Source organism: Streptomyces sp. NPDC042336, assembly GCF_055581985.1.
The window spans coordinates 1-21,562 of the sequence record NZ_JBVJEA010000037.1 but is presented as its reverse complement, the minus strand read 5'-3'; the positions used below and the strand labels follow the sequence as shown (position 1 = coordinate 21,562).

Genomic DNA, 21,562 nt, shown 5'->3' with positions numbered 1-21,562 from the left:
CGGTGCCATGCGAACCGACTCTTCTCCCGGCTCCCTGCCGGCGCGGGAGCACCTCCCGGCCGCAGGAGCCGGTACGCCTGTCCTGGACGTAGTGGTCCCCGTCCACAACGAGGAGAAGGACCTCGGGCCGTGCGTCCGGAGACTGCACGAGCACCTCACCCGGACGTTCCCGTACGCCTTCCGCATCACGGTCGCGGACAACGCCTCCACCGACGGCACCCCGCACGTCGCGGCCCGCCTGGCGGCCGGCCTCGCCGCGGTCAGGTCCGTCCGGCTGGAGCAGAAGGGGCGCGGCCGGGCCCTCAGGACCGTCTGGTCGGCCTCGGACGCCCCGGTCCTCGCCTACATGGACGTGGACCTCTCCACCGACCTGAACGCACTGCTGCCGCTGGTGGCGCCGCTGATCTCCGGCCACTCGGACCTCGCCATCGGCTCCCGGCTCGCCCGCAGTTCGCGGGTGGTGCGCGGCGCCAAGCGGGAGTTCATCTCCCGCACCTACAACCTGATCCTGCGCGGCTCCCTCCAGGCCCGCTTCTCCGACGCCCAGTGCGGATTCAAGGCGATCCGCCGGGACGTGGCCCAGGTGCTGCTGCCGCTGGTGGAGGACACCGGCTGGTTCTTCGACACCGAGATGCTGGTGCTCGCCGAGCGTGCCGGGTGCCGGATCCACGAGGTGCCGGTCGACTGGGTCGACGACCCGGACTCCACCGTGCACATCGTGCGGACGGCGACCGAGGACCTCAAGGGGGTGTGGCGGGTCGGCAAGGCCCTGGCCACCGGTTCGCTGGCGCTGGACCGGCTGGCCCGACCCTTCGGCGACGACCCGCGCGACCGCGAACTGACCGGCGTACCGCAGGGGCTGGCCCGGCAGCTCGTCGGCTTCTGCGTGGTCGGTGCCCTGTCCACCCTCTTCTACCTGCTCCTCTACAGCGGCTTCCGCCACTTCGCCGGCTCCCAGCTCGCCAACGCCCTCGCGCTGCTGGTCTCGGCGGTCGCCAACACCGCCGCCAACCGGCGGCTGACCTTCCGGGTGCGGGGCCGGGGCGGAGCCGCGCGGCACCAGGCGCAGGGGCTGGTCGTCTTCGGCATCGGCCTCGCGCTGACCAGCGGTTCGCTGGCCGCCCTGAGCGCGGCGACGACCGACCCCGACCACTCCACCGAGCTGGCCGTGCTGATCGCCGCCAACCTCGCGGCCACCGTGCTGCGCTTCCTGCTCTTCCGCGCCTGGGTATTCCCGGACCCGCCGGCCACGGGCTCCCGCCCGGAACCCCACCTCCCGGAACCCCACCTCCCGGAACCTCACCGCCCGGAACCCCACCTCCGGGACTCCCACCTCCCGGACCCGCAGCGCACCTGGAGCGACGCCCGATGACGACGCACTACGACCCGGCCACGCACGCCGACGGCACGAGCACCCCCGCCGGCGAGGACGGGGGACCGCCGCCCGCGGCGCCGCCCGCCCACCGCCGGCCCGGGGGGTCCCGGCTCGGCCGGGTGTGGCGCGGCCGCCCCGAGGACCCGCGCTGGGTACGCCCCGCCTTCCTCGGCCTCCTGCTGGCCACCGCCCTCCTCTACCTGTACAACCTGAGCGCCTCCGGCTACGCCAACTCCTTCTACTCGGCGGCCGTGCAGGCGGGCAGCCAGTCCTGGAAGGCGTTCTTCTTCGGCTCGCTCGACGCGGGCAACGCCATCACCGTCGACAAGCCCCCGGCCGCGCTGTGGCCGATGGCGCTGGCGGTGCGGATCTTCGGCCTCTCCCCCTGGTCGGTCCTCGTCCCCGAGGTGCTGATGGGCGTGGGCACGGTCGCCGTCGTGTACGCGGCCGTGCGCCGCCGGTCCGGCCCCGCCGCCGGACTGATCGCGGGCTCCGTGCTCGCGCTCACCCCGGTCGCGGCGCTGATGTTCCGGTTCAACAACCCGGACGCGCTCCTCGCCCTGCTGATGTCCGCCGCCTGCTGGCTCGTCGTACGGGCGCTGGAGGACGGGCGGACCAAGTGGCTGGTGTGGGCGGGCGTCGCGATCGGCTTCGCGTTCCTGACGAAGACCCTCCAGGCCTTCCTGATCCTGCCCGCCCTGGCCCTCGTCTACGGCGTCTGCGCACCGGTGCGGCTCAGGAAGCGCCTCGGCCAGCTCGCACTGGCGACCGCCGCGATCGTCGTCTCCGGCGGCTGGTGGGTCGCGGTCGTCGAGCTGTGGCCGGCCTCGTCCCGCCCGTACATCGGCGGCTCGCAGAACAACAGCTTCCTTGAGCTGACCTTCGGCTACAACGGCCTCGGCCGCCTCAACGGCGAGGAGGCCGGAAGCGTCGGCGGGGGCGGCGGAATGGGCGGCGGCGGTGGCGGTGGCGGGCAGTGGGGCGAGACCGGCTGGGACCGGATGTTCAACTCCGAGATCGGCGGCCAGATCTCCTGGCTGCTCCCGGCCGCCCTGATCCTGCTCGTCGCGGGCCTGATCGCCACGCGCCGGGCCGGCCGCACGGACACCGCGCGCGCGTCCCTCCTGGTCTGGGGCGGCTCGCTGCTGATGACCACGGCCGTCTTCAGCTACATGGCCGGCATCTTCCACCAGTACTACACGGTGGCCCTCGCGCCGTACCTGGCGGCCGTGACCGGCATGGGTGCCGCGACGCTGTGGGAGCGCCGTGAGCGTCCCTGGGCGTCGCTCGCCCTCGCCGCCGCCGTCACGGCGAGCGCGGCCTGGGGCTACGTCCTGCTCGACCGCACGCCCGACTACCTCCCCTGGCTGCGGGTGCCGGTCCTGGTCGGCGGCCTGGTCGCCGCGCTCGGGCTGGTCTTCGCGGGCCGGCTGGGGCGGCGGACGGCCCTCGCGGCGGCCGGGCTCGGCCTCGTGGCGTCGCTGGCCGCGCCCACCGCGTACACGCTGAGCACCGTGCGGGAGGGGCACAGCGGTTCCATCGTCACGGCCGGTCCGGCCGGCGCGAGCATGGGGGGCGGCCCCGGCGGCGGCGGTGGCCGGGGCGGCGGCTTCCCGGGCGGTGGGAACGCGCCCGGTCAGGGGCAGGGCCAGGGCGGTCCGGGGGGTGGCGGCTTCCCCGGTGGCGGCACCACTCCCGGTGCCGGGGGCACCAACCCGAACGGCCAGACGCCGAACGGCCAGAACGGTCAGACGCCGAACGGCCAGAACGGTGGCCCGGCCGGCGGTCCGACCGGCGAAGGCGGCCGCACGGGAGCGCGTGGCGGCGGCATGGGCGGCCTGCTCAACGGCGCCGAGGTCGGCTCCGAGGCGAAGCGGCTGCTGGAGACCGACGCCGACGCCTACACCTGGGTCGCCGCCGCGATCGGCTCCCAGAACGCCGCGAGCTACCAGCTCGGCACCGGCGACCCCGTGATGGCGATCGGCGGCTTCAACGGCACCGATCCGTCGCCGACCCTGGCCCAGTTCAAGAAGTACGTGGCGGACGGCCGGGTCCACTACTTCATCGGCGGCGGCACGGGGGGCGGCCCGGGCGGCGGCTCCGGCACCGCGGCGCAGATCACCTCGTGGGTCGAGGCCAACTTCAAGGAGGTCACGGCCGGCTCGGCCACCTTCTACGACCTCACCTCGCCGACGGGCTGACTCTCGGGACCAGCAAACGTTGTACAGCGTATAGGAGTCTCCTATACGCTGTACAACATGACGACATCTCCCCAGGAATCCGCCGGGGAACGGGAAACCGTGCCCCCGGTCCAGGGCCACCCGCAGCGCTGGCTGATCCTCGGTGTCATCAGCCTCGCCCAGCTCACGGTGGTCCTGGACAACACCGTGCTGAACGTGGCCATCCCCTCGCTCACCGACGAGCTGGGCGCGGCCACCTCGGACATCCAATGGATGATCAACGCCTACTCACTCGTCCAGTCCGGCCTGCTGCTCACCGCGGGCAGCGCGGCCGACCGGTACGGCCGCAAGAAGATGCTGGCCACTGGCCTCGCCCTGTTCGGGACCGGCTCGCTGGCGGCCGGACTCGCGGACACCACCGGCCAGTTGATCGCGGCGCGGGCCGGGATGGGCGTCGGCGGTGCCCTGCTGCTGACCACCACGCTCGCCGTGGTCATGCAGATCTTCGCGCCAGCCGAGCACGCCAGGGCCATCGGCATCTGGAGCGCGGTCAGCGCGCTCGGCTTCGCCTGCGGGCCGCTGATCGGCGGCTTCATGTTGGACCACTTCTGGTGGGGGGCGATCTTCCTGATCAACCTCCCGGTGGTGGCCCTCGGTCTGGTCGCGGTCGTGACCCTGGTCCCGGAGTCGAAGGACCGGCAGGGCGACCGCCCCGACCTGCTCGGCGCCGTCCTCTCCACGATCGGCATGGCCGCGCTGGTCTACGCGATCATCTCCGGCCCTGAGCACGGCTGGGCGTCGGGCCGGGTCCTGGCCACGGCCGCGGTCGCCGTGGGCGTGCTCGCGCTCTTCGCCTACTGGGAGAGCCGCGTCCCGTACCCGATGCTCGACCTCACCTTCTTCCGCGACCAGCGGTTCACCGGCGCGGTGGCCGGTCTGGTGCTGATCAGCTTCGGCATGGGCGGCGCGCTGTTCCTGCTCACCCAGCACCTGCAGTTCGTCCTCGGGTACGGCCCGCTGGAGGCCGGGCTGCGGACCGCTCCGCTGGCCCTGACGGTGGTGCTGCTGAACTTCTCCGGAGTGGCGGCGAAGTGGCTGGCCAGGCTCGGCATGCCGGGGGCGGTGCTGCTGAGCATGGTGCTGATGGCGGCGGGCCTGGCGGCCATCGCCACGCTGACCGGGCAGGGCTACGCCGGCACGCTGCTGGGGCTGCTGCTGATCGGCGTGGGGTGCGCGCTCGGCAATCCGGCCATGGCCCACGCGCTGATGAGCGCGATCCCGCCGGCCAAGGCGGGGGTCGGCGCCGGCGTCAACGGCACGCTGGCCGAGTTCGGCAACGGGCTGGGCGTGGCCGTCCTGGGCGCGGTGCTGACCTCGCGGTTCGCGGCGCTGGCACCCGTTGCGGCGACGTCGCTCCCGGCGGCGCTGGCTGCGGCGGAGGGTGAGGGCGAGCGGGGGCGGGTCCTCGACGCGTTCTCCTCCGGAGTGGGGAGCAGTCAGTCGGTGGGGGCGGTGGCGGTGTTGCTGGGCGGGGTGGTGGCGGCGGTGTTGTTGCGGAGGGCGGAGCGGGTGGGCGCCTGAGGGGCCGGGGAGCGGGGCATGGTCGCGGCTGCGGGTCGGTCGTGGCTGGTCGCGCCCGTGCGGCTGAGCCGCATATCGTCACGCCCCGCACCCCTTTCCGGGGCGCCTAGCATGACCGGTGAGGGCGAGAGCGAGGTGGGCGCGCATGACGAAGACAGGGCGGGAGGGGCCGCGGGACAGCGTGTGGCTGTCGAGGGAGGGGCGGCGCAGTGGGCGCCGTGGGGGGCAGCCCTCCGGGCTCGACCGGGACAGGATCACCGCGGTCACCGTCCGGCTGCTGGACGCCGAGGGCCTGACCGGGTTCTCCATGCGCCGCCTGGCCGCCGAGCTGAACGTCACCGCGATGTCCGTCTACTGGTACGTCGACACCAAGGACCAGTTGCTCGAACTCGCCCTGGACGCCGTCTTCGGCGAGCTGTGCCACCCGGGCCCGGACACCGGCCTCGACTGGCGCGCGGAGCTGCGTGCCCTGGCCCGGGAGAACCGATCGCTGCTGGTGCGCCACCCCTGGACGTCCCGGCTGGTCGGCACCTACCTCAACATCGGGCCGCACTCGCTGGCGTTCTCCCGGGCGGTGCAGGACGTCGTGCGCCGCAGCGGGCTGCCCGCGCACCGTCTGACCGGCGCCATCTCCGCCGTCTTCCAGTTCGTCTACGGCTACGGCACCATCGAGGGCCGCTTCCTCGCCCGGGTGGCGGACACCGGGCTGAGCCCCGAGGAGTACTTCCAGGACTCGATGAGCGCGGTGACCGAGATGCCGGACACCGCGGGCGTCATCGAGGACGCCCAGGACATCATGGCGGCCAGGGGCGGGGACACCGTCGCGGAGATGATGGACCGGGACTTCGAGTTCGCCCTCGACCTGCTCGTCGCGGGCATCGACGCCATGGTCGAACGGGGCTGACCCGGCCCCGTACGTACGGCCGGCGCCGGGTCGGCCGTACGGCCCGCCGACTGTTACGGCCCGCCGGCGGGCCTCAGTCGTCCGCCGCCAGCCGTGCCGGGAAGCCGCCGGTCGCCACCGGTCCCCACTTCTCGGGCGTCACCCGGATGATGGACTTGCCCTGCTTGACCATGGCCTGCCGGTACTCGTCCCAGTCGGGGTGCTCGCCGGAGATGTTGCGGAAGTACTCCACGAGCGGCTCCACGGAGTCGGGCGCGTCGATGACCTCCGCGGTGCCGTCGATCTGGACCCACGGGCCGTTCCACTCGTCGCTGAGCACGATGAGGCTGACCCTCGAGTCACGGCGGGCGTTGCGGGTCTTGGCCCGCTCCGGGTAGGTCGAGACGACGATCCGGCCGGCGTCGTCGACCCCGCAGGTCAGCGGTGACCCCTGCGGGCTGCCGTCGGCCCGCCGGGTCAGCAGGATCGCCCGGTGCCGGGGGCGTACGAAGTCCAGCAACTCGGCTGGGGAGACACGGGTGTTCGTCGCGATGTTCGGTGCCATGCCGCCAGCCTAGGACGCCGTGTCGCACTCCGCGCGCAGCGCCTCCGCGAGGTTGTCGTGGACCGGCACGTCGCGGCGCAGGCCGGAGAGTTCCAGGACGCGGCTCGCCACGCTCTTCGGGGCGGCCACCACGCGCAGCTGGGCTCCGTCCGGCAGCCGACGGCGCACGGCGGCGATCAGACGGACGCCCTGGGAGTCCATGAAACGGGTCGCGGACAGGTCAAGGACGAGCAGCCGCAGTCCGTCGGAGCGCTGCTCCACGGCGGTCGTGATCAGGGGCAGCAGCCCCGAGGCGTTGCAGAAGTCGATCTCGCTGGGCATCGCGAGCACGGCGCAGCCGGGTGGATCGCACGGCTCACACGGTTCGCAGGGATGAGGGAGGAAGGTCACAGCACTCACCTGACAGACGTCCGTCGGGCTTCCGGCCGGGCCGCTTCCTGACCCGGCCCCCATTGCACCATGCGGCGGGGCGGCGCGAAAGGCTCACCGTCCGCCGCCCGTCCCGCCGCCCGGTCCGTCGGCCGAGCGTCACCGGCACGCAACCGAGCAGCTAAAGTGCTGTTCGTCCTGTGCTCGCAGTCGGGAATGTGCTGCGGAGCTCTCCTGCGCACGGCCGTGAGGCCGCGCTTGCCGAAGAGGTTCGTGGTGGCTTCGTCCGAATTTACTGATTTGCCGCGTTTTCCGGTGGGCTTCGAGTTGGCCGAGGCTCTGACCGCGGCGGCTCGGGACCTGCACGGGACGGGCACCCCCGACGACACCATGAACACCGCCGTCGCACTCGCGGTACGCCTGCTGCCCGACGCCGAGCACGCGGGCATCTCGGAGATCCAGCGCGGCGGCCGGCTGCGCTCGCTGGCCTGGTCCGACGAGACCGTGCGCTTCGCCACCGAGCCCCGGCAAGGCGGCCACACCCCGCACCCGGACTGGGAGCGCCTGTGGACCACGCCCGTGGTGCGCACGGACGACAGCGAGGCCGACGGCGGCGGCAACGTCCTGTCCGGGCTCGGCCTGCGCTCGGCGCTGTCCCTGCGGCTGCGCGCCGACCGGCGCCGGGTGACCGTGCTGACCGCCTACGCCCGCAAGCCCCAGGCCTTCGACGAGGACGCCACCCGCATCGGGCGGCTGTTCACCGCGCATGTCTCCCTCGCCCTGGACTCGGCGACCGTGCGCGAGCAGCTCACCGAGGCGATGCGCACCCGGGACCTCATCGGCCAGGCCACCGGAATCCTGATGGAGCGGCTGGACATCGACGCGGCCGGTGCCTTCGAGTCCCTGGTCAAGGCCTCCCAGCGGGAGAACGTGAAGCTGCGCGACCTGGCCCGCCGCATCGTCGACGCCCACTCCGGTACGGGCGGCAGAGGCGTGACCGAGCGGTGACGGGACATCCGTACGGTCATGACCCCGCCGACCACGAACACGGAGACGCTTGATCACGCCATGGCGCGCATCCAGGGCCTCGACACCCTGCTGCGCGACCTGACCGACCGGGCGGTCCACCAGGTGCCCGGTGCCGACGCCTGCTCGGTCACGGTGCGCCGCGCCGACCGGCTGATGACGCTGGCGGGCAGCACCGGCCTGCCCAGCGGCCTGGACCTGCGCCAGTACGAGGACGGTTCGGGTCCCTGCGTGGACGCCGCCGAGACGGGGAGCGCGCAGTACTCCCCGGACCTGGCGACCGAGGACCGCTGGCCCGCCTACACGGAGTACGCGCTGGGCACGGGCGTGCGCTGTGTGCTGGCGCTGCCGCTGGCCGTCGAGGGCGAGACGGGTGCCGCGCTCAACCTCTACGGCATCGAGCCCGACTCCCTGGCCCAGGGACTGGACGCGGCCCGCACCTTCGCGGAGCGGGCCGCGGACGCCGTGAACGAGGCCCTGCGCATCGAACGCCAGCATGCCTCGGCGGCCGACGTGCGCACCGCCCTGCTCTCCCGCAGCGTCATAGACCAGGCGGTCGGCATGCTCATGGCCCGGGAGCGCATCGACGCCCACCGGGCCCTGGAGCGGCTGCGCCGGGCCTCACAGGAGCGGAACGTCAAGCTCCGGGACCTGTGCGCCCAGGTGGTGGCCCGGGCGTCCGGCGGCGCCTCGCACCGCGGGACGTGAACACCGCGGGCGGTGGCCTCACGCCGCGGGCAGTGACTCCCCCTGGACCGCCTGGATGTCCAGCTCGACCCTGAGCGTCGTGCCGATCGCGGCGATGCCGGCCTGGACGACCTGGTTGTAGTTCATGGCGAAGTCCTCGCGGTGCAGCTCCGTCGTCGCGCGGAAGGCGGCCCGGGTGCCGCCCCAGGGGTCGGCGCCGGTGCCGAGGTAGGCCAGGTCCAGGTCGACCTCGCGGACCACCCCGTGCAGGCCCAGCTCGCCGTGGACGGTCCAGCGGTCGGGCCCGGCCTCGCTCACGCCCGTGGAGCGGTAGGTGATCTCCGGGAACCGCTCCACGTCCAGGAAGTCCGCCGAGCGCAGGTGGGTGTCGCGCATGCCGTTGCCCGTGTCGATCGAGGCCGCCTGGATCACCGCCTCCACCCGGGACTTGGTGACGTCGTCCGGCGCGATCTCGACGGTGGCGGCGAAGTCGGTGAAACGGCCGCGCACGCTGGAGATGCCCAGGTGCTGGGCGACGGCGGCGACACCGGAGTGCGCCGGGTCCACCGTCCACGGTCCCGGCGGCGGCAGCTCGGTGCCGCCTTGGCGGGCCAGGGTCACCGTGCCCACCTCGGCCCGGCCGCTGGCGGTGACGATCGCGCTGGAGGCGGCCGGCGCGTAGCCGACCGCGGTGACGATCACGGTGTACGCCCCCGGCGTCAGCGCGGTGGTGTCCCGCACGGCCCCCTCGGTGTCCGCCTCGGCGCGCAGTACCTGCGTGCCGGTCATGTCGGTCACCGTGACGACCGCGTGCGACACGGCCCATCCGTCCCGCGTTCGGATCCTCGCGGTCAGTCCCATCCCGTTTTCTCCCTGCAAAGGCTCAGAAAGTGGTCGTAAAGAAACCGGCCCGTGGGGGCGGGCGCACCTCCGCTCAGAGCGCGCACGCCACCACGGGCCGGGGTTCTGCTACTCGCCGGGGTGGGCGAGCTCGATGTCGTGACCGTCGGCACCGGGTCCGGCGACCGTCAGGGCGGTGGCCACCGGCGGGTAGCCGGTCGCGATGACGGTGTACTCGCCGGCGTCCAGGTCGGTGAAGGCGTATGCCCCGTCCGTCCCGGTGGTGGCCGTGTCGATCACGTTGCCCGCCGCGTCCACCAGGGTCACCCGGGCGTCGGCCAGCGGACCGTGCGGGGCCCGCACGACGCCCTGGACCTGGGCCCCGGCCTGGAGGTCGACCTCGACGCGGGTGACGCCGGTGCCGCCGACCTCCAGCGGCAGGGCGCGGGGGCGGTAGCCGGCGGCGTTGACCGCGACGGTCACCGTGCCCGGCACCAGCTCGGTGAAGGCGAACTCGCCCTGCTCACCGGTGGCGGCGCTGGCCAGCAGGTCGCCGCGCACATCGGTGACGATCACCATGGCGTCCTTGACCGGCGTCCCGCTCTCCATGGCCCGGACCAGGCCGGTGAGCCCGCTGGTGCCGCTGAGCAGGATGTCGTAGGCGACCGGCTCGTCGTTGACGACGATCGTCGACGCCTGCGGCTGGAAGCCGTCGGCGGAGGCGATCAGCACGTACGACCCGGCGCTCGGCGCGTCGACGGCATAGGAGCCGTCGGCCTGGGCGACGGACCGGCCGAGCTGGCGGCCGGCCAGCGAGATCAGCGTGACCGCGGCCTGCGGGACCGGGGCGGACTCGGCGCCGCGGACGAAGCCGCGGACCGCGATGCCGCCGGAGACGGGCGCCTGAGGTTCACCGGAGCCGGCCGTCGTGGCGACGGCGGCGAGCCGCTGTGTGGCGGCCGGCTCGGCGCCCGGGGCGGCCGAGGTGTCCGAGACCGCCGAGGCGGCCTGAGCACCGGACGGCGTGGCCGCCACGGCAGCCAGCGCACCGGCCGGGACCGGCTCGTCGGCGACGCGGACGGCCTCCGCGGGGGTGCCCGTCACCGGCGGCGCGGCCTCGGCCGTGGAGTCCGCGGCCTGGGCCAGGGCGCCCTTGGTCCGCAGCGGGACCTCCTTGATGAACAGCGTCACCAGGAAGGCGAGCAGGGCGATCGGGGCGACGATCAGGAAGATGTCGGCGATGCCGTGCCCGTAGGCGCTCTCCAGCCATTCACGGATGCCGGGGGGCAGCAGGTCCATGTCGGGGATCGAGCCGCCGCCGGACGCCTTGGCCGCCGCCGCCTGCTCCTGCGGGCTGAGCGAGCCGATGGTGTCCGAGGCGTAGTGGCTGATCCGGGTCGACATCACGGAGCCGAGCACCGAGACGCCCACCGCGCCACCGAGGGACCGGAAGAAGGTGACCGTGGAGGACGCGGCGCCCAGGTCGCTCGGAGCCACCTGGTTCTGCGTGCAGAGCACCAGGTTCTGCATCATCATGCCGACGCCGAGGCCCATCAGCGCCATGAAGATGCCGATGTGCCAGTAGGGGGTGTCGTAGCGCATGGTGCCGAGCAGGCCGAGGCCCGCCGTCAGCAGCACACCGCCGGCCAGCAGCCAGCCCTTCCACTTGCCGGTCTTGGTGATGATCTGACCGGAGACCGTGGACGAGACGAACAGACCGCCGATCATCGGGATGGTCATGACGCCCGACATGGTCGGGGACTTGTCCCGGGCCAGCTGGAAGTACTGGCTGAAGTACACGGTGCCCGCGAACATCGCGATACCGACGAACAGCGAGGCCAGCGAGGCCAGGGTGATGGTGCGGTTCTTGAACAGGCGCAGCGGGATGATCGGCTCGCTGGCCTTCGACTCGACGAGGAGGAAGAGCAGCGTCAGCACGACGGCGCCGCCGACCATGGCACCGGTCTGCCACGACATCCAGGAGTACTTGTCGTCGGCGAAGGTGACCCAGACGAGCAGCAGGCAGACGGCCGCGGTGACGAAGAAGGCGCCGGCCCAGTCGACCTTGACCTTCCGCTTGAGCACCGGCAGGTGCAGCGTCTTCTGCAGCACGATCAGCGCGAGGATCGCGAAGGGCACGCCGACGTACAGGCACCAGCGCCAGCCGAGCCAGCTGGTGTCGGTGATGACACCGCCGAGCAGCGGACCGCCGACGGTGGCGACGGCGAAGGTGGCGCCGAGGTAGCCGGAGTAGCGCCCGCGCTCACGCGGGGCGATCATCGCGGCCATGATGATCTGCGCCAGGGCGGACAGACCGCCGGCGCCCAGGCCCTGGATGGCCCGCGCGGTGATCAGCATCGCGGGGTTCTGCGACAGACCGGCCACGACGGAGCCGATGACGTAGACGATCAGGGCTATCTGGACCAGGGCCTTCTTGCTGAACAGGTCCGCGAGCTTGCCCCACAGGGGGGTGGAGGCGGTCATCGTCAGCAGCGAGGCCGTGACGACCCAGGTGTAGGCGCTCTGGCCGCCGCCGAGATCACCGATGATCTCGGGCAGGGCGTTGGTGACAATGGTCGAGGACAGGATCGCGCAGAACATGCCGAGCAGCAGCCCGGACAATGCCTCCATGATCTGCCGGTGCGTCATCGGAGCGTCTCCGGAGGAGCCTCCCCCGTGCTTGGCATGAGCCCGCACACCGGCTGGTGTGGTCGTTGCCATGGACTTCCTTTACTTACGTGGTGATCGCGGGTGTACGGGTGGACTGTTCGTCCCCGGACAGTGCGGGAGGCCGGGCCGCGGGGACCCGGCAGTCGTCGAAGCTGGCCCTGAGGCGGGCCATGAGCCGGGAGAGCTGGCGGACCTCGTCGTCGGACCAGTCGCTCAGGCGATGCGAGAGCAGTTGGGTGGTCCGTTCGGCGATCTCGTCGAGCTGGTCCTGCCCGGCGGGCGTCAGGCGCAGGATGCGCGAGCGCTTGTCCGCGGGGTCGGGAAGGCGTTCGATCCAGCCCCGCTCGGCGCCGTGGGCGACGTGGCGGCTGGTCACCGACATGTCGACCGCGAGCAGCTCCGCGAGCTTGCTCATGCGCATGTCCCCGTCGCGGCCGAGCAGTGTCAGTACGGCGACGGACCCGCCGGGACAGTCGGACGGCAGCAGCCGCCCCATCTCCCGCTTCACGGCGCCGAAGGCGCTGAACTGGCGGATCAGCTCCTCGTACTGCGCCTTCTCGGCCATGCGCACCTCCCGATTCGTTGCTTAGGGCAACCATAGGATCAGTTAGTTGCTACAGGCAAACAAAAACGGTCGGTGCGGCATAAAAAGTTGGCAAAGGCAAGTATTGCGAAAGTAAATGCGCAGGTGGTAAGGGGTGGACCGGGCCAAGGGGACTGGGCGGCCCCGCACTTGGGCAGCACCCGGGGATTCGCTAGTGTCTCGGCCCATGGCTAACACCCAGGGCCCCCAGGGCAATAACGACCCCGCAGGCAGCACCCAGATGTTCCGCGCGTTCGTCGACGACGCCCCGCAGAGCCGGCAGGCGGCACCCGCCGCCTCCTCCGGGCCCCGCGTCGGCCTGATCGTCGGCATCGTGGCCGCCGTGATCGTCGTCGCGGCCGTGGCCTGGCTGGCGCTCGGCTAGCACAGGCACCGGGCCCCTTCGGAGGGCCGGGCCCTTCGGCCGGTACCGGCGCAGACGAAGACGACCGCTGCGGCACCCCCGAGGTGCCGCAGCGGTCGTCGCGCTGTCCTGCCGAGCGTCCTGGACCGGGCTCCGCCGGGACCGGACTCAGTCGGAGATGAGGCCCTCGCGCAGCTGCGACAGGGTCCGGGTGAGCAGCCGGGAGACGTGCATCTGCGAGATGCCGACCTCCTCGCCGATCTGCGACTGGGTCATGTTGGCGAAGAAGCGCAACATGATGATCCGCCGCTCCCGGGGCGGCAGCTTGGCCAGCAGCGGCTTGAGGGACTCGCGGTACTCCACGCCCTCCAGCGCGGTGTCCTCGTAGCCCAGGCGGTCCGCCAGCGAGCCCTCGCCGCCGTCGTCCTCCGGGGCCGGGGAGTCCAGCGAGGAGGCCGTGTAGGCGTTGCCGACCGCGAGGCCGTCGACGACGTCCTCCTCGGACACGCCGAGGACGGCGGCCAGCTCACCCACGGTCGGGGAGCGGTCCAGCTTCTGGGACAGCTCGTCGCTGGCCTTGGTCAGGGCCAGGCGCAGCTCCTGGAGGCGGCGCGGGACGCGCACCGACCACGAGGTGTCGCGGAAGAACCGCTTGATCTCGCCGACGACGGTCGGCATCGCGAACGTCGGGAACTCGACGCCCCGTTCGCAGTCGAAGCGGTCGATCGCCTTGATCAGGCCGATGGTGCCGACCTGGACGATGTCCTCCATCGGCTCGTTGCGGGAGCGGAAGCGCGCGGCGGCGTAGCGCACCAGCGGGAGGTTCAGCTCGATCAGGGTGTCCCGGACGTAGGCACGCTCGGGGCTGTCCTCGTCGAGGGCGGCGAGCCGCAGGAACAGGGAGCGGGACAGGGTGCGGGTGTCGATGGCCTCCGTGGCCGGGAGGGTCGGGGCCGGCACGGCGTCGAGGTCCGGCACGGCGTCGCCGGTCCGGGCGCCGTCGACGGAGCCGACCGGGCCGACGGAGTCGATGGGGCCGACGGGCTCGACGGGGCCGAGCCCCTCGATCGAGTCGGGCGCGGTCTCGCTCTCCGCGAGCGTCAGCACCTCAGAGCTGCCCTGTTCTGCGGACATGCCACCCCCTTTGGGTCGCGGGACGGTCACGGCGCACGCTCCCATGCCGGGAACGCAGCCTTCACCTGAATACCGGAGCCGAAGCTCCGGCAAACGCGTCTCCGGCAGAATGTCACATGTCGGCAACGCGCTGTAGTGATATGTCGACATCTGAGATGCGAATACCCCCTGGAAACAGGGGGTCTGATGGGCTTTCAGCCCGATTCCGTGCGCAACGGCCCTGGTGAGCGATTCGCTCTCGCCGGTGACACCTCGCTCGCGCTTTCGACTCCGCCGGTGTCTTGGCCGAGCTTACGCGTCGATCCGGTTCGCGGACCTCAACCGCTGGAAACTACGCGCCAGTAGCCGTGAGACGTGCATCTGGGAGACGCCGAGTTCGGCACTGATCTGGGATTGCGTGAGGTTGCTGTAGTAGCGCAGCAGCAGGATCCGCTGCTCGCGCTCGGGGAGTTGGACGAGCAGGTGACGCACCAGGTCCCGGTGCTCGACCCCGTCCAGTGCCGGGTCCTCGTAGCCGAGCCGGTCGAGCAGCCCGGGCAGCCCGTCGCCCTCCTGGGCGGCCTCCAGCGAGGTGGCGTGGTAGGACCGCCCCGCCTCGATGCAGGACAGCACCTCCTCCTCGGTGATGCGCAGCCGCTCGGCGATCTCGGCCGTCGTCGGGGAGCGCCCGAAGGCGGTGGTCAGGTCCTCGGTGGCGCTGTTGACCTGCACCCACAGCTCGTGCAGCCGCCGCGGCACGTGCACCGTGCGGACGTTGTCGCGGAAGTACCGCTTGATCTCCCCGACCACCGTGGGCATCGCGAACGTCGGGAACTGCACGCCCCGCTCCGGGTCGAAGCGGTCGATGGCGTTGATCAGCCCGATGGTGCCGACCTGGACGACGTCCTCCATCGGCTCGTTGCGGGAGCGGAACCGGGCGGCGGCGTAGCGCACCAGCGGGAGGTTGGCCTCGATGAGCGCCGCACGCACCCGGTCGTGCTCCGGCGTGCCCGGGGTGAGGTCCTTCAGCTCGCCGAAGAGCACCTGGGTCAGGGCCCGGGTGTCGGCCCCCCGGCTGCGCTGCGGCGCGGGAGCCTCCTGGGCCTGGGCGGGCGGCGCGGGCGGTGCTTGAGGCGCAGTACTGGCCGGCACGGTCAACTCCACCTCGTGATCTGTCAACTCTTCCGTCAACTCATCCGTCAAAAGCGGTCATAGCATCACAAGACATGTCCACTGTGTGCAAGCACCGCATAAGGTCGTGTTGAGTGAACGCGGAACGGCCCCGCACCGAGCTGGTGCGGGGCCGGACAGGGGTCGGAGCGCGGGGCGGGGCGCCCCACGGGCTCGCGGTGGTACTAGAACTCGTAGTCGGCGATCACCCAGGTGGCGAACTCCCGCCACAGCGCGACGCCCGCCTGGTGCGCCGGGTGCTCGAGGTAGCGCCCGAGCGCGTCGGCGTCGTCCACCGCCGAGTTGATGGCGAAGTCGTAGGCGATGGGGCGGTCGCTGGTGTTCCAGCCGCACTCCCAGAAGCGGAGGTCGTCGATCTGGCCGCCGAGCGCCCGGAAGGCCTCGACTCCCGCCACGACGCGCGGATCGTCGCGCCCGACGCCGTCGTTCAGCTTGAACAGCACGAGGTGGCGGATCATCACTCTCCTCCGTTGGCGGCCCAGGTCATGAAGTCGCCCACGGCGCCCGCCGCGTCGGATATGCCCTGGAAACCTATCTGCACGTAGTCGGCTGCCTTGGCCGGATCAGTGATGATCACATACAGCACGAAGACCACGAGCACATAGACGGCGATCTTCTTCGAGTTCACCGCCACCGCGGCCTCCCCTGTCCCTTTCGACCCACGCCTTCGACCGCTCATGATCGCACGAAGGGCCCCGTCTTTCGACGGGGCCCTTGCAAAGCGGTAGCGGAGGGATTTGAACCCTCGGTGACTTGCGCCACACTCGCTTTCGAGGCGAGCTCCTTCGGCCGCTCGGACACGCTACCGAGACAGACCTTACAGCACGGAGCGGCATGCTCAGAAATCGGTATTGCGGCCGACGAACAGCAGTCCGGACCGGGTCAGCGGTCGCGGAAGAAGTCGGTGAGCAGCCGGGCGCAGTCGGGCGCGAGCACGCCCTCGATCACCTCGGGACGGTGGTTGAGACGCCGGTCGCGCACGACGTCCCACAGGGACCCGGCCGCGCCCGCCTTGTCGTCGCGGGCGCCGTAGACCACGCGGTCCACGCGGGACTGCACGAGCGCTCCGGCGCACATCGTGCAGGGCTCCAGGGTGACGACGAGCGTGCAGCCGGACAGCCGCCACTCGCCCAGTGCCACCGCGGCCCGCCGGATCGCGAGGACCTCGGCGTGCGCCGTCGGGTCCCCGGTGGCCTCGCGTTCGTTGTGCCCGGCGGAGAGCACGGTGCGGCCGTCCGGCGCCAGTACGACGGCGCCGACGGGTACGTCCCCGCTGCCCGCCGCCCGTCCGGCCTCGACGAGGGCGAGCCGCATCGCGGCCCGCCACCGGTCGCGCACCGGATCGGGCGGAGCCTCCTCGGGCCACTGCCCGGCCGGCGCGGTCAGCGGACGGTCTCCAGGACGTCGGAGGCGCCCAGGGCCTCGGCGATCTCCCCGACCGCGTCCCCGGCCATCGAGCGCAGTTCCTTCTCGCTCACCCCGAGGTCGTCGAGCACCTCGGCGTCGCCGACCGGTCCGTGCGGCACGGCCTCGCCCGAACCGGTGGCCGCGACGGCGCCGTCGCCACCGTCCTCGTCGTCGTCGGACTCGCCGTCCTCCGTGCCGTCGAGGTCGAGGTCGTCGAGGTCGTCGTCGTCACCCGGTTCCCGGCCGAGCAGTTCGTCGGTGAGCAGGATCTCGCCGTAGCTGCTGCGGGCGGCCGCGGCGGCGTCCGAGACGTAGATACGGGGGTCCTCCTCACCGTCCACCCGGACGACTCCGAACCACGCGTCCTCCTGCTCGATCAGCACGAGCACCGTGTCCTCGTCGGGTGAGGCCTCCCGGGCCAGGTCGGCAAGATCCGACAGGGTTTCCACATCGTCGAGCTCTGTGTCGCTCGCTTCCCACCCGTCTTCGGTGCGCGCGAGCAGTGCGGCGAAGTACACCGTGACTCTCCCACTGGTCCTAGGCGTGCCGGTTGGGGATCCCCCCGGCGGAGGCTACGGGCGGGGGAGCGGTGCTCCGAGCCCCACCCACTCGGAATCGTGGCAGAAACAAGGCACTCAGGGGACGTCTTCGGCGCCCTGTGTCCGGCTGTTTTGACCGGCGTCCCGGAAGGTCTGTACCCGGGCAGCCGCCCAGCAGCGCTCTCGTCGCCGCCACGTGCGGATCGTACGCGGATTCTCGCGGTCCCCGCGTACGTCAGTCACCACCAACGTCGGCGCGGCGCGCGATCTTCCCCGGCCGGGTCAGGGAGTTCTCCCGGGAGTGGGGCGCCGGGGGGAGGGACTACCAGCGGAAGGTGCGCATGCGCATCGCGTGTCGCAGCCGGGCGGTCTTGACCCGACGCGGCTGCACGCGGTCCCGCAGCTGCCGGGCCTCCGCCAGATCGCGCAGGAACTGGGCCCGGCGCCGGCGCCGTTCGGCCTCGCGCTCCCGCTCCGACGCCGCACTCGGCTCGGCCCCGCGCTCCGCACCCCGGTCCGCGCCGGGGGACGGCGTGTTGTGGAAGTCCCGGTCAGGCACAGTCTCACCACCCAGTGTCTGTCCCTCCCACCTTCCCCCGACCGGGCGGTTTGACTCCAGCGAGCGAGTGAAGCGTCCGCCTGGGGGCCCGGTTACTGTGGTGGACATGCGTCTCCACGTCGTCGACCACCCCCTGGTCGCCCACAAGCTCACCACGCTGCGCGACCAGCGCACCGACTCCGCGACCTTCCGCCGTCTCGCCGACGAGCTGGTCACCCTGCTCGCCTACGAGGCCACGCGCGACGTGCGCACCGAACAGGTCGACATCCGCACGCCGGTCTCGCAGACCACCGGCGTCAAGCTCTCCTACCCGCGCCCGCTGGTGGTGCCGATCCTGCGGGCCGGTCTCGGCATGCTCGACGGCATGGTCCGGCTGCTGCCGACCGCCGAGGTGGGCTTCCTGGGCATGGTGCGCAACGAGGAGACGCTCCAGGCCTCCACGTACGCCACGCGCATGCCGGACGACCTGTCCGGGCGCCAGGTGTACGTCCTGGACCCCATGCTGGCCACCGGCGGCACCCTCGTGGCGTCCATCAGGGAGCTGATCAAGCGCGGCGCCGACGACGTGACGGCCGTGGTGCTGCTCGCCGCCCCCGAGGGCGTCGAACTGATGGAGCGCGAGCTGGCCGGCACCCCGGTCACGGTCGTGACGGCCTCGGTCGACGAGCGCCTCAACGAGCAGGGCTACATCGTCCCGGGCCTCGGCGACGCGGGCGACCGCATGTACGGAGCGGCCGAGTAGGACCCGCTCAGCAGCTCTTCTTCTCCGCGGCGGGCGCCGACCGCGGCGCGGTCAGCCCGGCCAGCGCCGTGTCGGCGTCCGCACGCTTCGCCAGCCCCTTGAAGCCGTCGCCGATGATGAGGTCGACGGCGGCGCCCTTGCGGGCCGCGTCGGCGCGGTGCTCGGCGCCGGGCAGCTGCGTGCCGAGCACGGTGAGCGAACTCTTGAGAGAGGCGGCCGGCCCGAGCAGGAGCCCCGTGCCGGTGACCTTCTTGTCGTACTCCTTGGGCGCGTTGCTCACGTCGCCCACGCGGAAGCCGCGCTTCTTCAGCTCGTCGGCGGTCTTCTGCGCCAGGCCGCTGCGGGTCGTCGCGTTGAGGACGTTGACGGTGACCTGACCGGGCTTCGGCAGTACCGCGGCGGCCGGCGAGGCGCTCGCCCTCGCGGTGGTGACACAGCCCGCGGCCCCGGCCGCGGAGGCCTTGTCGCCGCCGGTGAAGACGTCGATGAGCTGCAGCGTGCCCCAGCCCAGCACTCCGAGAACGGTGACACAGGCGACGGTGACGAACGCGAACCGGCCACGTCGCCGGGCCGGGCGCATCCGCGGGTACCTGTCCCCCGTGATCTTGTACTGGCCACCCATGCCGGGAGGAGTCAGCATGCTCATGGGCGCAGCGTAGTGCGCCGGAGCGGTGATGCCTATTAGATGATCAGTCGACGTTCCGAGGTTGGCCCCAAGGCAACCCGAAAGGGTCAAGCGAAAGCCCCGGCGGGGCCCGTCAGTCGAGTTCGAGGACCCGGGCGTGCAGCACCTGGCGCTGCTGGAGCGCGGCCCGCACCGCCCGGTGCAGACCGTCCTCCAGGTACAGATCGCCCTGCCACTTCACGACGTGCGCGAAGAGATCGCCGTAGAAGGTGGAGTCCTCGGCCAGGAGCGTCTCCAGGTCGAGCTGGCCCTTGGTCGTCACGAGCTGATCGAGGCGGACCGGGCGCGGTGCGACGTCCGCCCACTGCCGGGTGCTTTCCCGGCCGTGGTCGGGGTACGGCCGGCCGTTTCCGATGCGCTTGAAGATCACACGGAAAGCCTACCGGCCCGGACGTTGCGGGCGCAGCCATGGCGGCGGAGTGCGGCGCCGGAAAAGACGCCGTAAACCGGATCAATCGGCACCGCGCCGACGGCGGAGACGGGGTGATGTCCGCCCCCGCCGCCCGGGTGCTCCCGTCAGCCACGCCTCCGTTCCCGCGCCGGGAGCCGCCGTTCTTCGGCTTCCCGGGGTGCGGAGCCGGGCCTTGGGCGTACGGCGGGCGGCCTCGGCGCGCAGGAGGGCGCGCAGGACGGCGTAGGGGTCGTTGGGCATGGCGATTCCTCGTTCCTGTCACGTGTTCGTCCCTGTCGGCGGGGGACCGGCCGGGCCGGTCCGGCGCGGTCAGCAGCGCAGGACGACGGAGCGCGGGCCGCCGGGAAGGACGGCGGCCCGTTCGGAACGAGCGTGGAATCGAGGGGGCGGAGGCGTCCCTTCGTACGGCGGGACCGGCCGCACGACCGCCTCGCGCCGGCCGCTGCGGGCCGTGAAGCGCAGGGCGGAGTCGAGATGGTCGTACTCCCCCGCGACGCTGCCCGCCACCGTCACCGGCGCCGCCTGGACCGTCACGTGCGCGCAGGGCACGAGCAGGGCGAGCAGCAGCACCAGGGCCCGCAGACGGGCGGCGGCGAGCGGGGCGGGTCTCACCTCAGTCGTGTCCCCGCCCGGCGTACGCCGTCCATCGCACCGGCGACGAGAACCGCCCGCTCGGCGTAGGGCGGGCGCCGCTCACAGGGCGTGCGGGACCTGACGCGCCCGCCCGCGCAGCCGCACCGAGGTGACGATCTCGACGACGCCGACGACGACCAGCCACCAGCCGCCGACCAGCATGAGGACGGTGGCCGACTCGACCGGCGAGTCGATCAGGACGATGCCGGCGACGACGGTGACGGCACCGAGGAAGATCTGCCAGCCGCGGGCGGGCATCGTCGGGTCGTGCGCGGCGGCCACGATCTGCGTGACGCCGCGGAACAGCCAGCCGATGCCGATCCAGAGCGCGAGCAGCAGCACCGACTGCAGGGGGCCGCGGAAGCAGAACAGACCCAGCAGGATCGACACCGCGCCGCTGATGAAGGCCAGCACCCGCAGCGAGGTCCGCCGGTGCGTGCCGAAGGCGGCGGCCAGTTGGAGGATGCCGCTGATGACGAGGTAGAGGCCGAAGAGCACGCCGGCGGCGAGCAGCGAGGCGCCCGGCCAGACCAGCACCAGGACTCCCAGGACCAGGGAGGCGACACCGGTGAACAGCACGGTCTGCCAGGCGGCGCGGGACAGCAGGTGCAGTGGCCCCTCGAAGGCCGGCTCGGGCTCGTGACGTCCGTCGGTCGGACCGTGCGTGGTCCCGTGCCGGGCGTGCACCCCGCGGTCGTCGTACGGCGTCCCGCCGGGGGACCCGCTAGGTGGTTCGGTCATGCCCCATGCTGGGAGCAGGCCCGGCGAGGGTGCCAGCCGGGTTGGGCCACGGGGCTGATGCGGACCGGCATAGCGGGTGCGGTCAGTGATCCGGCGTCCCCTCGGCACCCGCCGCGGGCGGGGGTGGGGAGCGCGGCCCGGCGCTTACGGGGTGCCGCTGCGCCCACTCTCCCCATCGCCCCAGCGGCACGACTGCCCGCAGCTACGCGGCATGGCGACCGCCCGCAGCGAGGGCGACGGACGACGGCCCGCAGCTGGAGGATGTGGCGACGCGGCGGGAGAGCCGCGTACGGCGGGCCGGGGCAGCGCGGGCGTCGGCGGCCCGCAGTCGCGTACGGCGAGAAGGGGCCGTGTCGGGGGGTGTCCGCCCGCAGCGGTTGGCGCGTCAACGCCGGGGGAGATCTGTGGCCGACCGAT

At 72.3% G+C, this 21,562-nt stretch carries 25 protein-coding genes and 1 tRNA gene; 8 read left to right on the top strand and 18 right to left on the bottom strand.

Features of this window, described 5'->3' with window-relative positions; all coding sequences use genetic code 11:
- The first annotated feature begins 7 nt into the window (after positions 1-7).
- The 4 genes from ACZ6IM_RS38790 (at position 8) to ACZ6IM_RS38775 (ending at position 6,040) form a co-directional block, all read left to right on the top strand.
- The gene (locus tag ACZ6IM_RS38790) at positions 8-1,372 is read left to right on the top strand and encodes a bifunctional glycosyltransferase family 2/GtrA family protein (protein WP_469563536.1); all 1,365 of its coding nucleotides are present in this window, start codon (positions 8-10) and stop codon (positions 1,370-1,372) included.
- Positions 1,369-3,576 (top strand): ArnT family glycosyltransferase, encoded by a 2,208-nt coding sequence (locus ACZ6IM_RS38785; protein ID WP_052836874.1) that lies wholly within the window; start codon positions 1,369-1,371, stop codon positions 3,574-3,576. Before ACZ6IM_RS38790 ends, ACZ6IM_RS38785 begins: the two co-directional genes overlap by 4 nt.
- Before the next feature lie 57 nt (positions 3,577-3,633).
- Positions 3,634-5,136 (top strand): MFS transporter, encoded by a 1,503-nt coding sequence (locus ACZ6IM_RS38780; RefSeq protein WP_469563533.1) that lies wholly within the window; start codon positions 3,634-3,636, stop codon positions 5,134-5,136.
- 145 nt (positions 5,137-5,281) lie between these two features.
- Positions 5,282-6,040 (top strand): TetR/AcrR family transcriptional regulator, encoded by a 759-nt coding sequence (locus ACZ6IM_RS38775; RefSeq protein ID WP_052836876.1) that lies wholly within the window; start codon positions 5,282-5,284, stop codon positions 6,038-6,040.
- A 73-nt stretch (positions 6,041-6,113) separates the two neighbouring features.
- Here the strand turns inward: ACZ6IM_RS38775 and ACZ6IM_RS38770 are convergent, their stop codons facing one another.
- Together ACZ6IM_RS38770 and ACZ6IM_RS38765 are read right to left on the bottom strand one after the other, a co-directional pair.
- A complete protein-coding gene (locus tag ACZ6IM_RS38770) occupies positions 6,114-6,584 on the bottom strand; it encodes a PPOX class F420-dependent oxidoreductase (protein WP_052836877.1) in 471 nt (156 codons plus the stop codon).
- A 9-nt stretch (positions 6,585-6,593) separates the two neighbouring features.
- Positions 6,594-6,974: an STAS domain-containing protein gene (locus ACZ6IM_RS38765; RefSeq protein WP_052836878.1), complete on the bottom strand. Its 381-nt coding sequence runs from the start codon at positions 6,972-6,974 to the stop codon at positions 6,594-6,596.
- Between the two features lie 237 nt (positions 6,975-7,211).
- Between ACZ6IM_RS38765 and ACZ6IM_RS38760 the strand changes: the two genes are divergently transcribed.
- Positions 7,212-7,961, top strand: coding sequence for a GAF and ANTAR domain-containing protein (locus ACZ6IM_RS38760; RefSeq protein WP_052836879.1), 750 nt, complete (start codon positions 7,212-7,214; stop codon positions 7,959-7,961).
- Between the two features lie 18 nt (positions 7,962-7,979).
- Entirely contained in the window at positions 7,980-8,687 is a 708-nt protein-coding gene (locus ACZ6IM_RS38755; protein WP_469563526.1) for an ANTAR domain-containing protein, read from the top strand.
- Between the two features lie 18 nt (positions 8,688-8,705).
- On the opposite strand, the gene ACZ6IM_RS38750 is transcribed toward ACZ6IM_RS38755, so the two are convergent.
- The 3 genes from ACZ6IM_RS38750 to ACZ6IM_RS38740 form a co-directional block, all read right to left on the bottom strand.
- Positions 8,706-9,527 (bottom strand): YceI family protein, encoded by an 822-nt coding sequence (locus ACZ6IM_RS38750; RefSeq protein WP_052836881.1) that lies wholly within the window; start codon positions 9,525-9,527, stop codon positions 8,706-8,708.
- A gap of 108 nt (positions 9,528-9,635) precedes the next feature.
- Positions 9,636-12,155: an MFS transporter gene (locus ACZ6IM_RS38745; protein ID WP_469563523.1), complete on the bottom strand. Its 2,520-nt coding sequence runs from the start codon at positions 12,153-12,155 to the stop codon at positions 9,636-9,638.
- An 85-nt stretch (positions 12,156-12,240) separates the two neighbouring features.
- Positions 12,241-12,741: a MarR family winged helix-turn-helix transcriptional regulator gene (locus ACZ6IM_RS38740; RefSeq protein WP_052836883.1), complete on the bottom strand. Its 501-nt coding sequence runs from the start codon at positions 12,739-12,741 to the stop codon at positions 12,241-12,243.
- A 205-nt stretch (positions 12,742-12,946) separates the two neighbouring features.
- On the opposite strand from ACZ6IM_RS38740, the gene ACZ6IM_RS38735 reads away from it, so the two are divergent.
- Positions 12,947-13,144 (top strand): hypothetical protein, encoded by a 198-nt coding sequence (locus ACZ6IM_RS38735; RefSeq protein ID WP_052836884.1) that lies wholly within the window; start codon positions 12,947-12,949, stop codon positions 13,142-13,144.
- A gap of 147 nt (positions 13,145-13,291) precedes the next feature.
- Here the strand turns inward: ACZ6IM_RS38735 and ACZ6IM_RS38730 are convergent, their stop codons facing one another.
- From ACZ6IM_RS38730 to ACZ6IM_RS38695, 8 genes are all read right to left on the bottom strand, one after another.
- Positions 13,292-14,257, bottom strand: coding sequence for an RNA polymerase sigma factor SigF (locus ACZ6IM_RS38730; protein ID WP_052836885.1), 966 nt, complete (start codon positions 14,255-14,257; stop codon positions 13,292-13,294).
- A gap of 291 nt (positions 14,258-14,548) precedes the next feature.
- Complete coding sequence (locus ACZ6IM_RS38725; RefSeq protein WP_114528682.1) at positions 14,549-15,388, bottom strand: RNA polymerase sigma factor SigF; 840 nt, start codon at positions 15,386-15,388, stop codon at positions 14,549-14,551.
- Between the two features lie 203 nt (positions 15,389-15,591).
- Entirely contained in the window at positions 15,592-15,885 is a 294-nt protein-coding gene (locus ACZ6IM_RS38720; protein ID WP_052836887.1) for a Dabb family protein, read from the bottom strand.
- The gene (locus ACZ6IM_RS38715) at positions 15,885-16,061 is read right to left on the bottom strand and encodes a hypothetical protein (RefSeq protein ID WP_052836888.1); all 177 of its coding nucleotides are present in this window, start codon (positions 16,059-16,061) and stop codon (positions 15,885-15,887) included. The genes ACZ6IM_RS38720 and ACZ6IM_RS38715 overlap by 1 nt, the downstream gene beginning before the upstream one ends.
- Before the next feature lie 88 nt (positions 16,062-16,149).
- Positions 16,150-16,234 (bottom strand) — tRNA-Ser (locus ACZ6IM_RS38710).
- A 75-nt stretch (positions 16,235-16,309) separates the two neighbouring features.
- Positions 16,310-16,741 (bottom strand): tRNA adenosine(34) deaminase TadA, encoded by a 432-nt coding sequence (tadA, locus tag ACZ6IM_RS38705; RefSeq protein WP_052836934.1) that lies wholly within the window; start codon positions 16,739-16,741, stop codon positions 16,310-16,312.
- Between the two features lie 68 nt (positions 16,742-16,809).
- Positions 16,810-17,352, bottom strand: coding sequence for a tRNA adenosine deaminase-associated protein (locus ACZ6IM_RS38700; protein WP_052836889.1), 543 nt, complete (start codon positions 17,350-17,352; stop codon positions 16,810-16,812).
- A 343-nt stretch (positions 17,353-17,695) separates the two neighbouring features.
- Positions 17,696-17,932, bottom strand: a complete 237-nt coding sequence (locus ACZ6IM_RS38695) for a hypothetical protein (RefSeq protein ID WP_052836890.1) — start codon at positions 17,930-17,932, stop codon at positions 17,696-17,698.
- 106 nt (positions 17,933-18,038) lie between these two features.
- Here ACZ6IM_RS38695 and upp point away from each other — a divergent pair, with 106 nt between their 5' ends.
- Positions 18,039-18,674 carry a uracil phosphoribosyltransferase gene (gene upp / locus ACZ6IM_RS38690; RefSeq protein ID WP_052836935.1) on the top strand — a complete coding sequence of 212 codons (636 nt, stop codon included), beginning with the start codon at positions 18,039-18,041 and terminating at the stop codon, positions 18,672-18,674.
- A gap of 7 nt (positions 18,675-18,681) precedes the next feature.
- Here the strand turns inward: upp and ACZ6IM_RS38685 are convergent, their stop codons facing one another.
- The 5 genes from ACZ6IM_RS38685 to ACZ6IM_RS38665 form a co-directional block, all read right to left on the bottom strand.
- On the bottom strand, positions 18,682-19,296 hold the full coding sequence (locus tag ACZ6IM_RS38685) for a LytR C-terminal domain-containing protein (RefSeq protein WP_052836891.1): 615 nt from the start codon (positions 19,294-19,296) through the stop codon (positions 18,682-18,684).
- A gap of 136 nt (positions 19,297-19,432) precedes the next feature.
- Positions 19,433-19,729, bottom strand: a complete 297-nt coding sequence (locus tag ACZ6IM_RS38680; RefSeq protein WP_003999914.1) for a type II toxin-antitoxin system VapB family antitoxin — start codon at positions 19,727-19,729, stop codon at positions 19,433-19,435.
- Between the two features lie 81 nt (positions 19,730-19,810).
- Positions 19,811-20,011, bottom strand: coding sequence for a hypothetical protein (locus ACZ6IM_RS38675; protein WP_469563515.1), 201 nt, complete (start codon positions 20,009-20,011; stop codon positions 19,811-19,813).
- Between the two features lie 69 nt (positions 20,012-20,080).
- Positions 20,081-20,383, bottom strand: a complete 303-nt coding sequence (locus ACZ6IM_RS38670; RefSeq protein ID WP_469563512.1) for a hypothetical protein — start codon at positions 20,381-20,383, stop codon at positions 20,081-20,083.
- 81 nt (positions 20,384-20,464) lie between these two features.
- Positions 20,465-21,145: an HdeD family acid-resistance protein gene (locus ACZ6IM_RS38665; protein WP_469563509.1), complete on the bottom strand. Its 681-nt coding sequence runs from the start codon at positions 21,143-21,145 to the stop codon at positions 20,465-20,467.
- Positions 21,146-21,562: the final 417 nt, after the last annotated feature.

What these genes read in the sequence shown, in the direction of transcription:
- ACZ6IM_RS38735 (WP_052836884.1), top strand. Translation starts at nt 12,947, where the DNA reads ATGGCTAACACCCAGGGCCCCCAGGGCAATAACGACCCCGCAGGCAGC.
- ACZ6IM_RS38775 (WP_052836876.1), top strand. Translation starts at nt 5,282, where the DNA reads ATGACGAAGACAGGGCGGGAGGGGCCGCGGGACAGCGTGTGGCTGTCG.
- ACZ6IM_RS38740 (WP_052836883.1), bottom strand. Translation starts at nt 12,741, where the DNA reads ATGGCCGAGAAGGCGCAGTACGAGGAGCTGATCCGCCAGTTCAGCGCC.
- ACZ6IM_RS38730 (WP_052836885.1), bottom strand. Translation starts at nt 14,257, where the DNA reads ATGTCCGCAGAACAGGGCAGCTCTGAGGTGCTGACGCTCGCGGAGAGC.
- ACZ6IM_RS38785 (WP_052836874.1), top strand. Translation starts at nt 1,369, where the DNA reads ATGACGACGCACTACGACCCGGCCACGCACGCCGACGGCACGAGCACC.
- ACZ6IM_RS38780 (WP_469563533.1), top strand. Translation starts at nt 3,634, where the DNA reads ATGACGACATCTCCCCAGGAATCCGCCGGGGAACGGGAAACCGTGCCC.
- ACZ6IM_RS38755 (WP_469563526.1), top strand. Translation starts at nt 7,980, where the DNA reads ATGACCCCGCCGACCACGAACACGGAGACGCTTGATCACGCCATGGCG.
- ACZ6IM_RS38685 (WP_052836891.1), bottom strand. Translation starts at nt 19,296, where the DNA reads ATGGGTGGCCAGTACAAGATCACGGGGGACAGGTACCCGCGGATGCGC.
- tadA (WP_052836934.1), bottom strand. Translation starts at nt 16,741, where the DNA reads ATGCGGCTCGCCCTCGTCGAGGCCGGACGGGCGGCGGGCAGCGGGGAC.
- ACZ6IM_RS38770 (WP_052836877.1), bottom strand. Translation starts at nt 6,584, where the DNA reads ATGGCACCGAACATCGCGACGAACACCCGTGTCTCCCCAGCCGAGTTG.
- ACZ6IM_RS38665 (WP_469563509.1), bottom strand. Translation starts at nt 21,145, where the DNA reads ATGACCGAACCACCTAGCGGGTCCCCCGGCGGGACGCCGTACGACGAC.
- ACZ6IM_RS38750 (WP_052836881.1), bottom strand. Translation starts at nt 9,527, where the DNA reads ATGGGACTGACCGCGAGGATCCGAACGCGGGACGGATGGGCCGTGTCG.
- upp (WP_052836935.1), top strand. Translation starts at nt 18,039, where the DNA reads ATGCGTCTCCACGTCGTCGACCACCCCCTGGTCGCCCACAAGCTCACC.
- ACZ6IM_RS38675 (WP_469563515.1), bottom strand. Translation starts at nt 20,011, where the DNA reads ATGCCCAACGACCCCTACGCCGTCCTGCGCGCCCTCCTGCGCGCCGAG.
- ACZ6IM_RS38745 (WP_469563523.1), bottom strand. Translation starts at nt 12,155, where the DNA reads ATGACGCACCGGCAGATCATGGAGGCATTGTCCGGGCTGCTGCTCGGC.
- ACZ6IM_RS38720 (WP_052836887.1), bottom strand. Translation starts at nt 15,885, where the DNA reads ATGATCCGCCACCTCGTGCTGTTCAAGCTGAACGACGGCGTCGGGCGC.
- ACZ6IM_RS38790 (WP_469563536.1), top strand. Translation starts at nt 8, where the DNA reads ATGCGAACCGACTCTTCTCCCGGCTCCCTGCCGGCGCGGGAGCACCTC.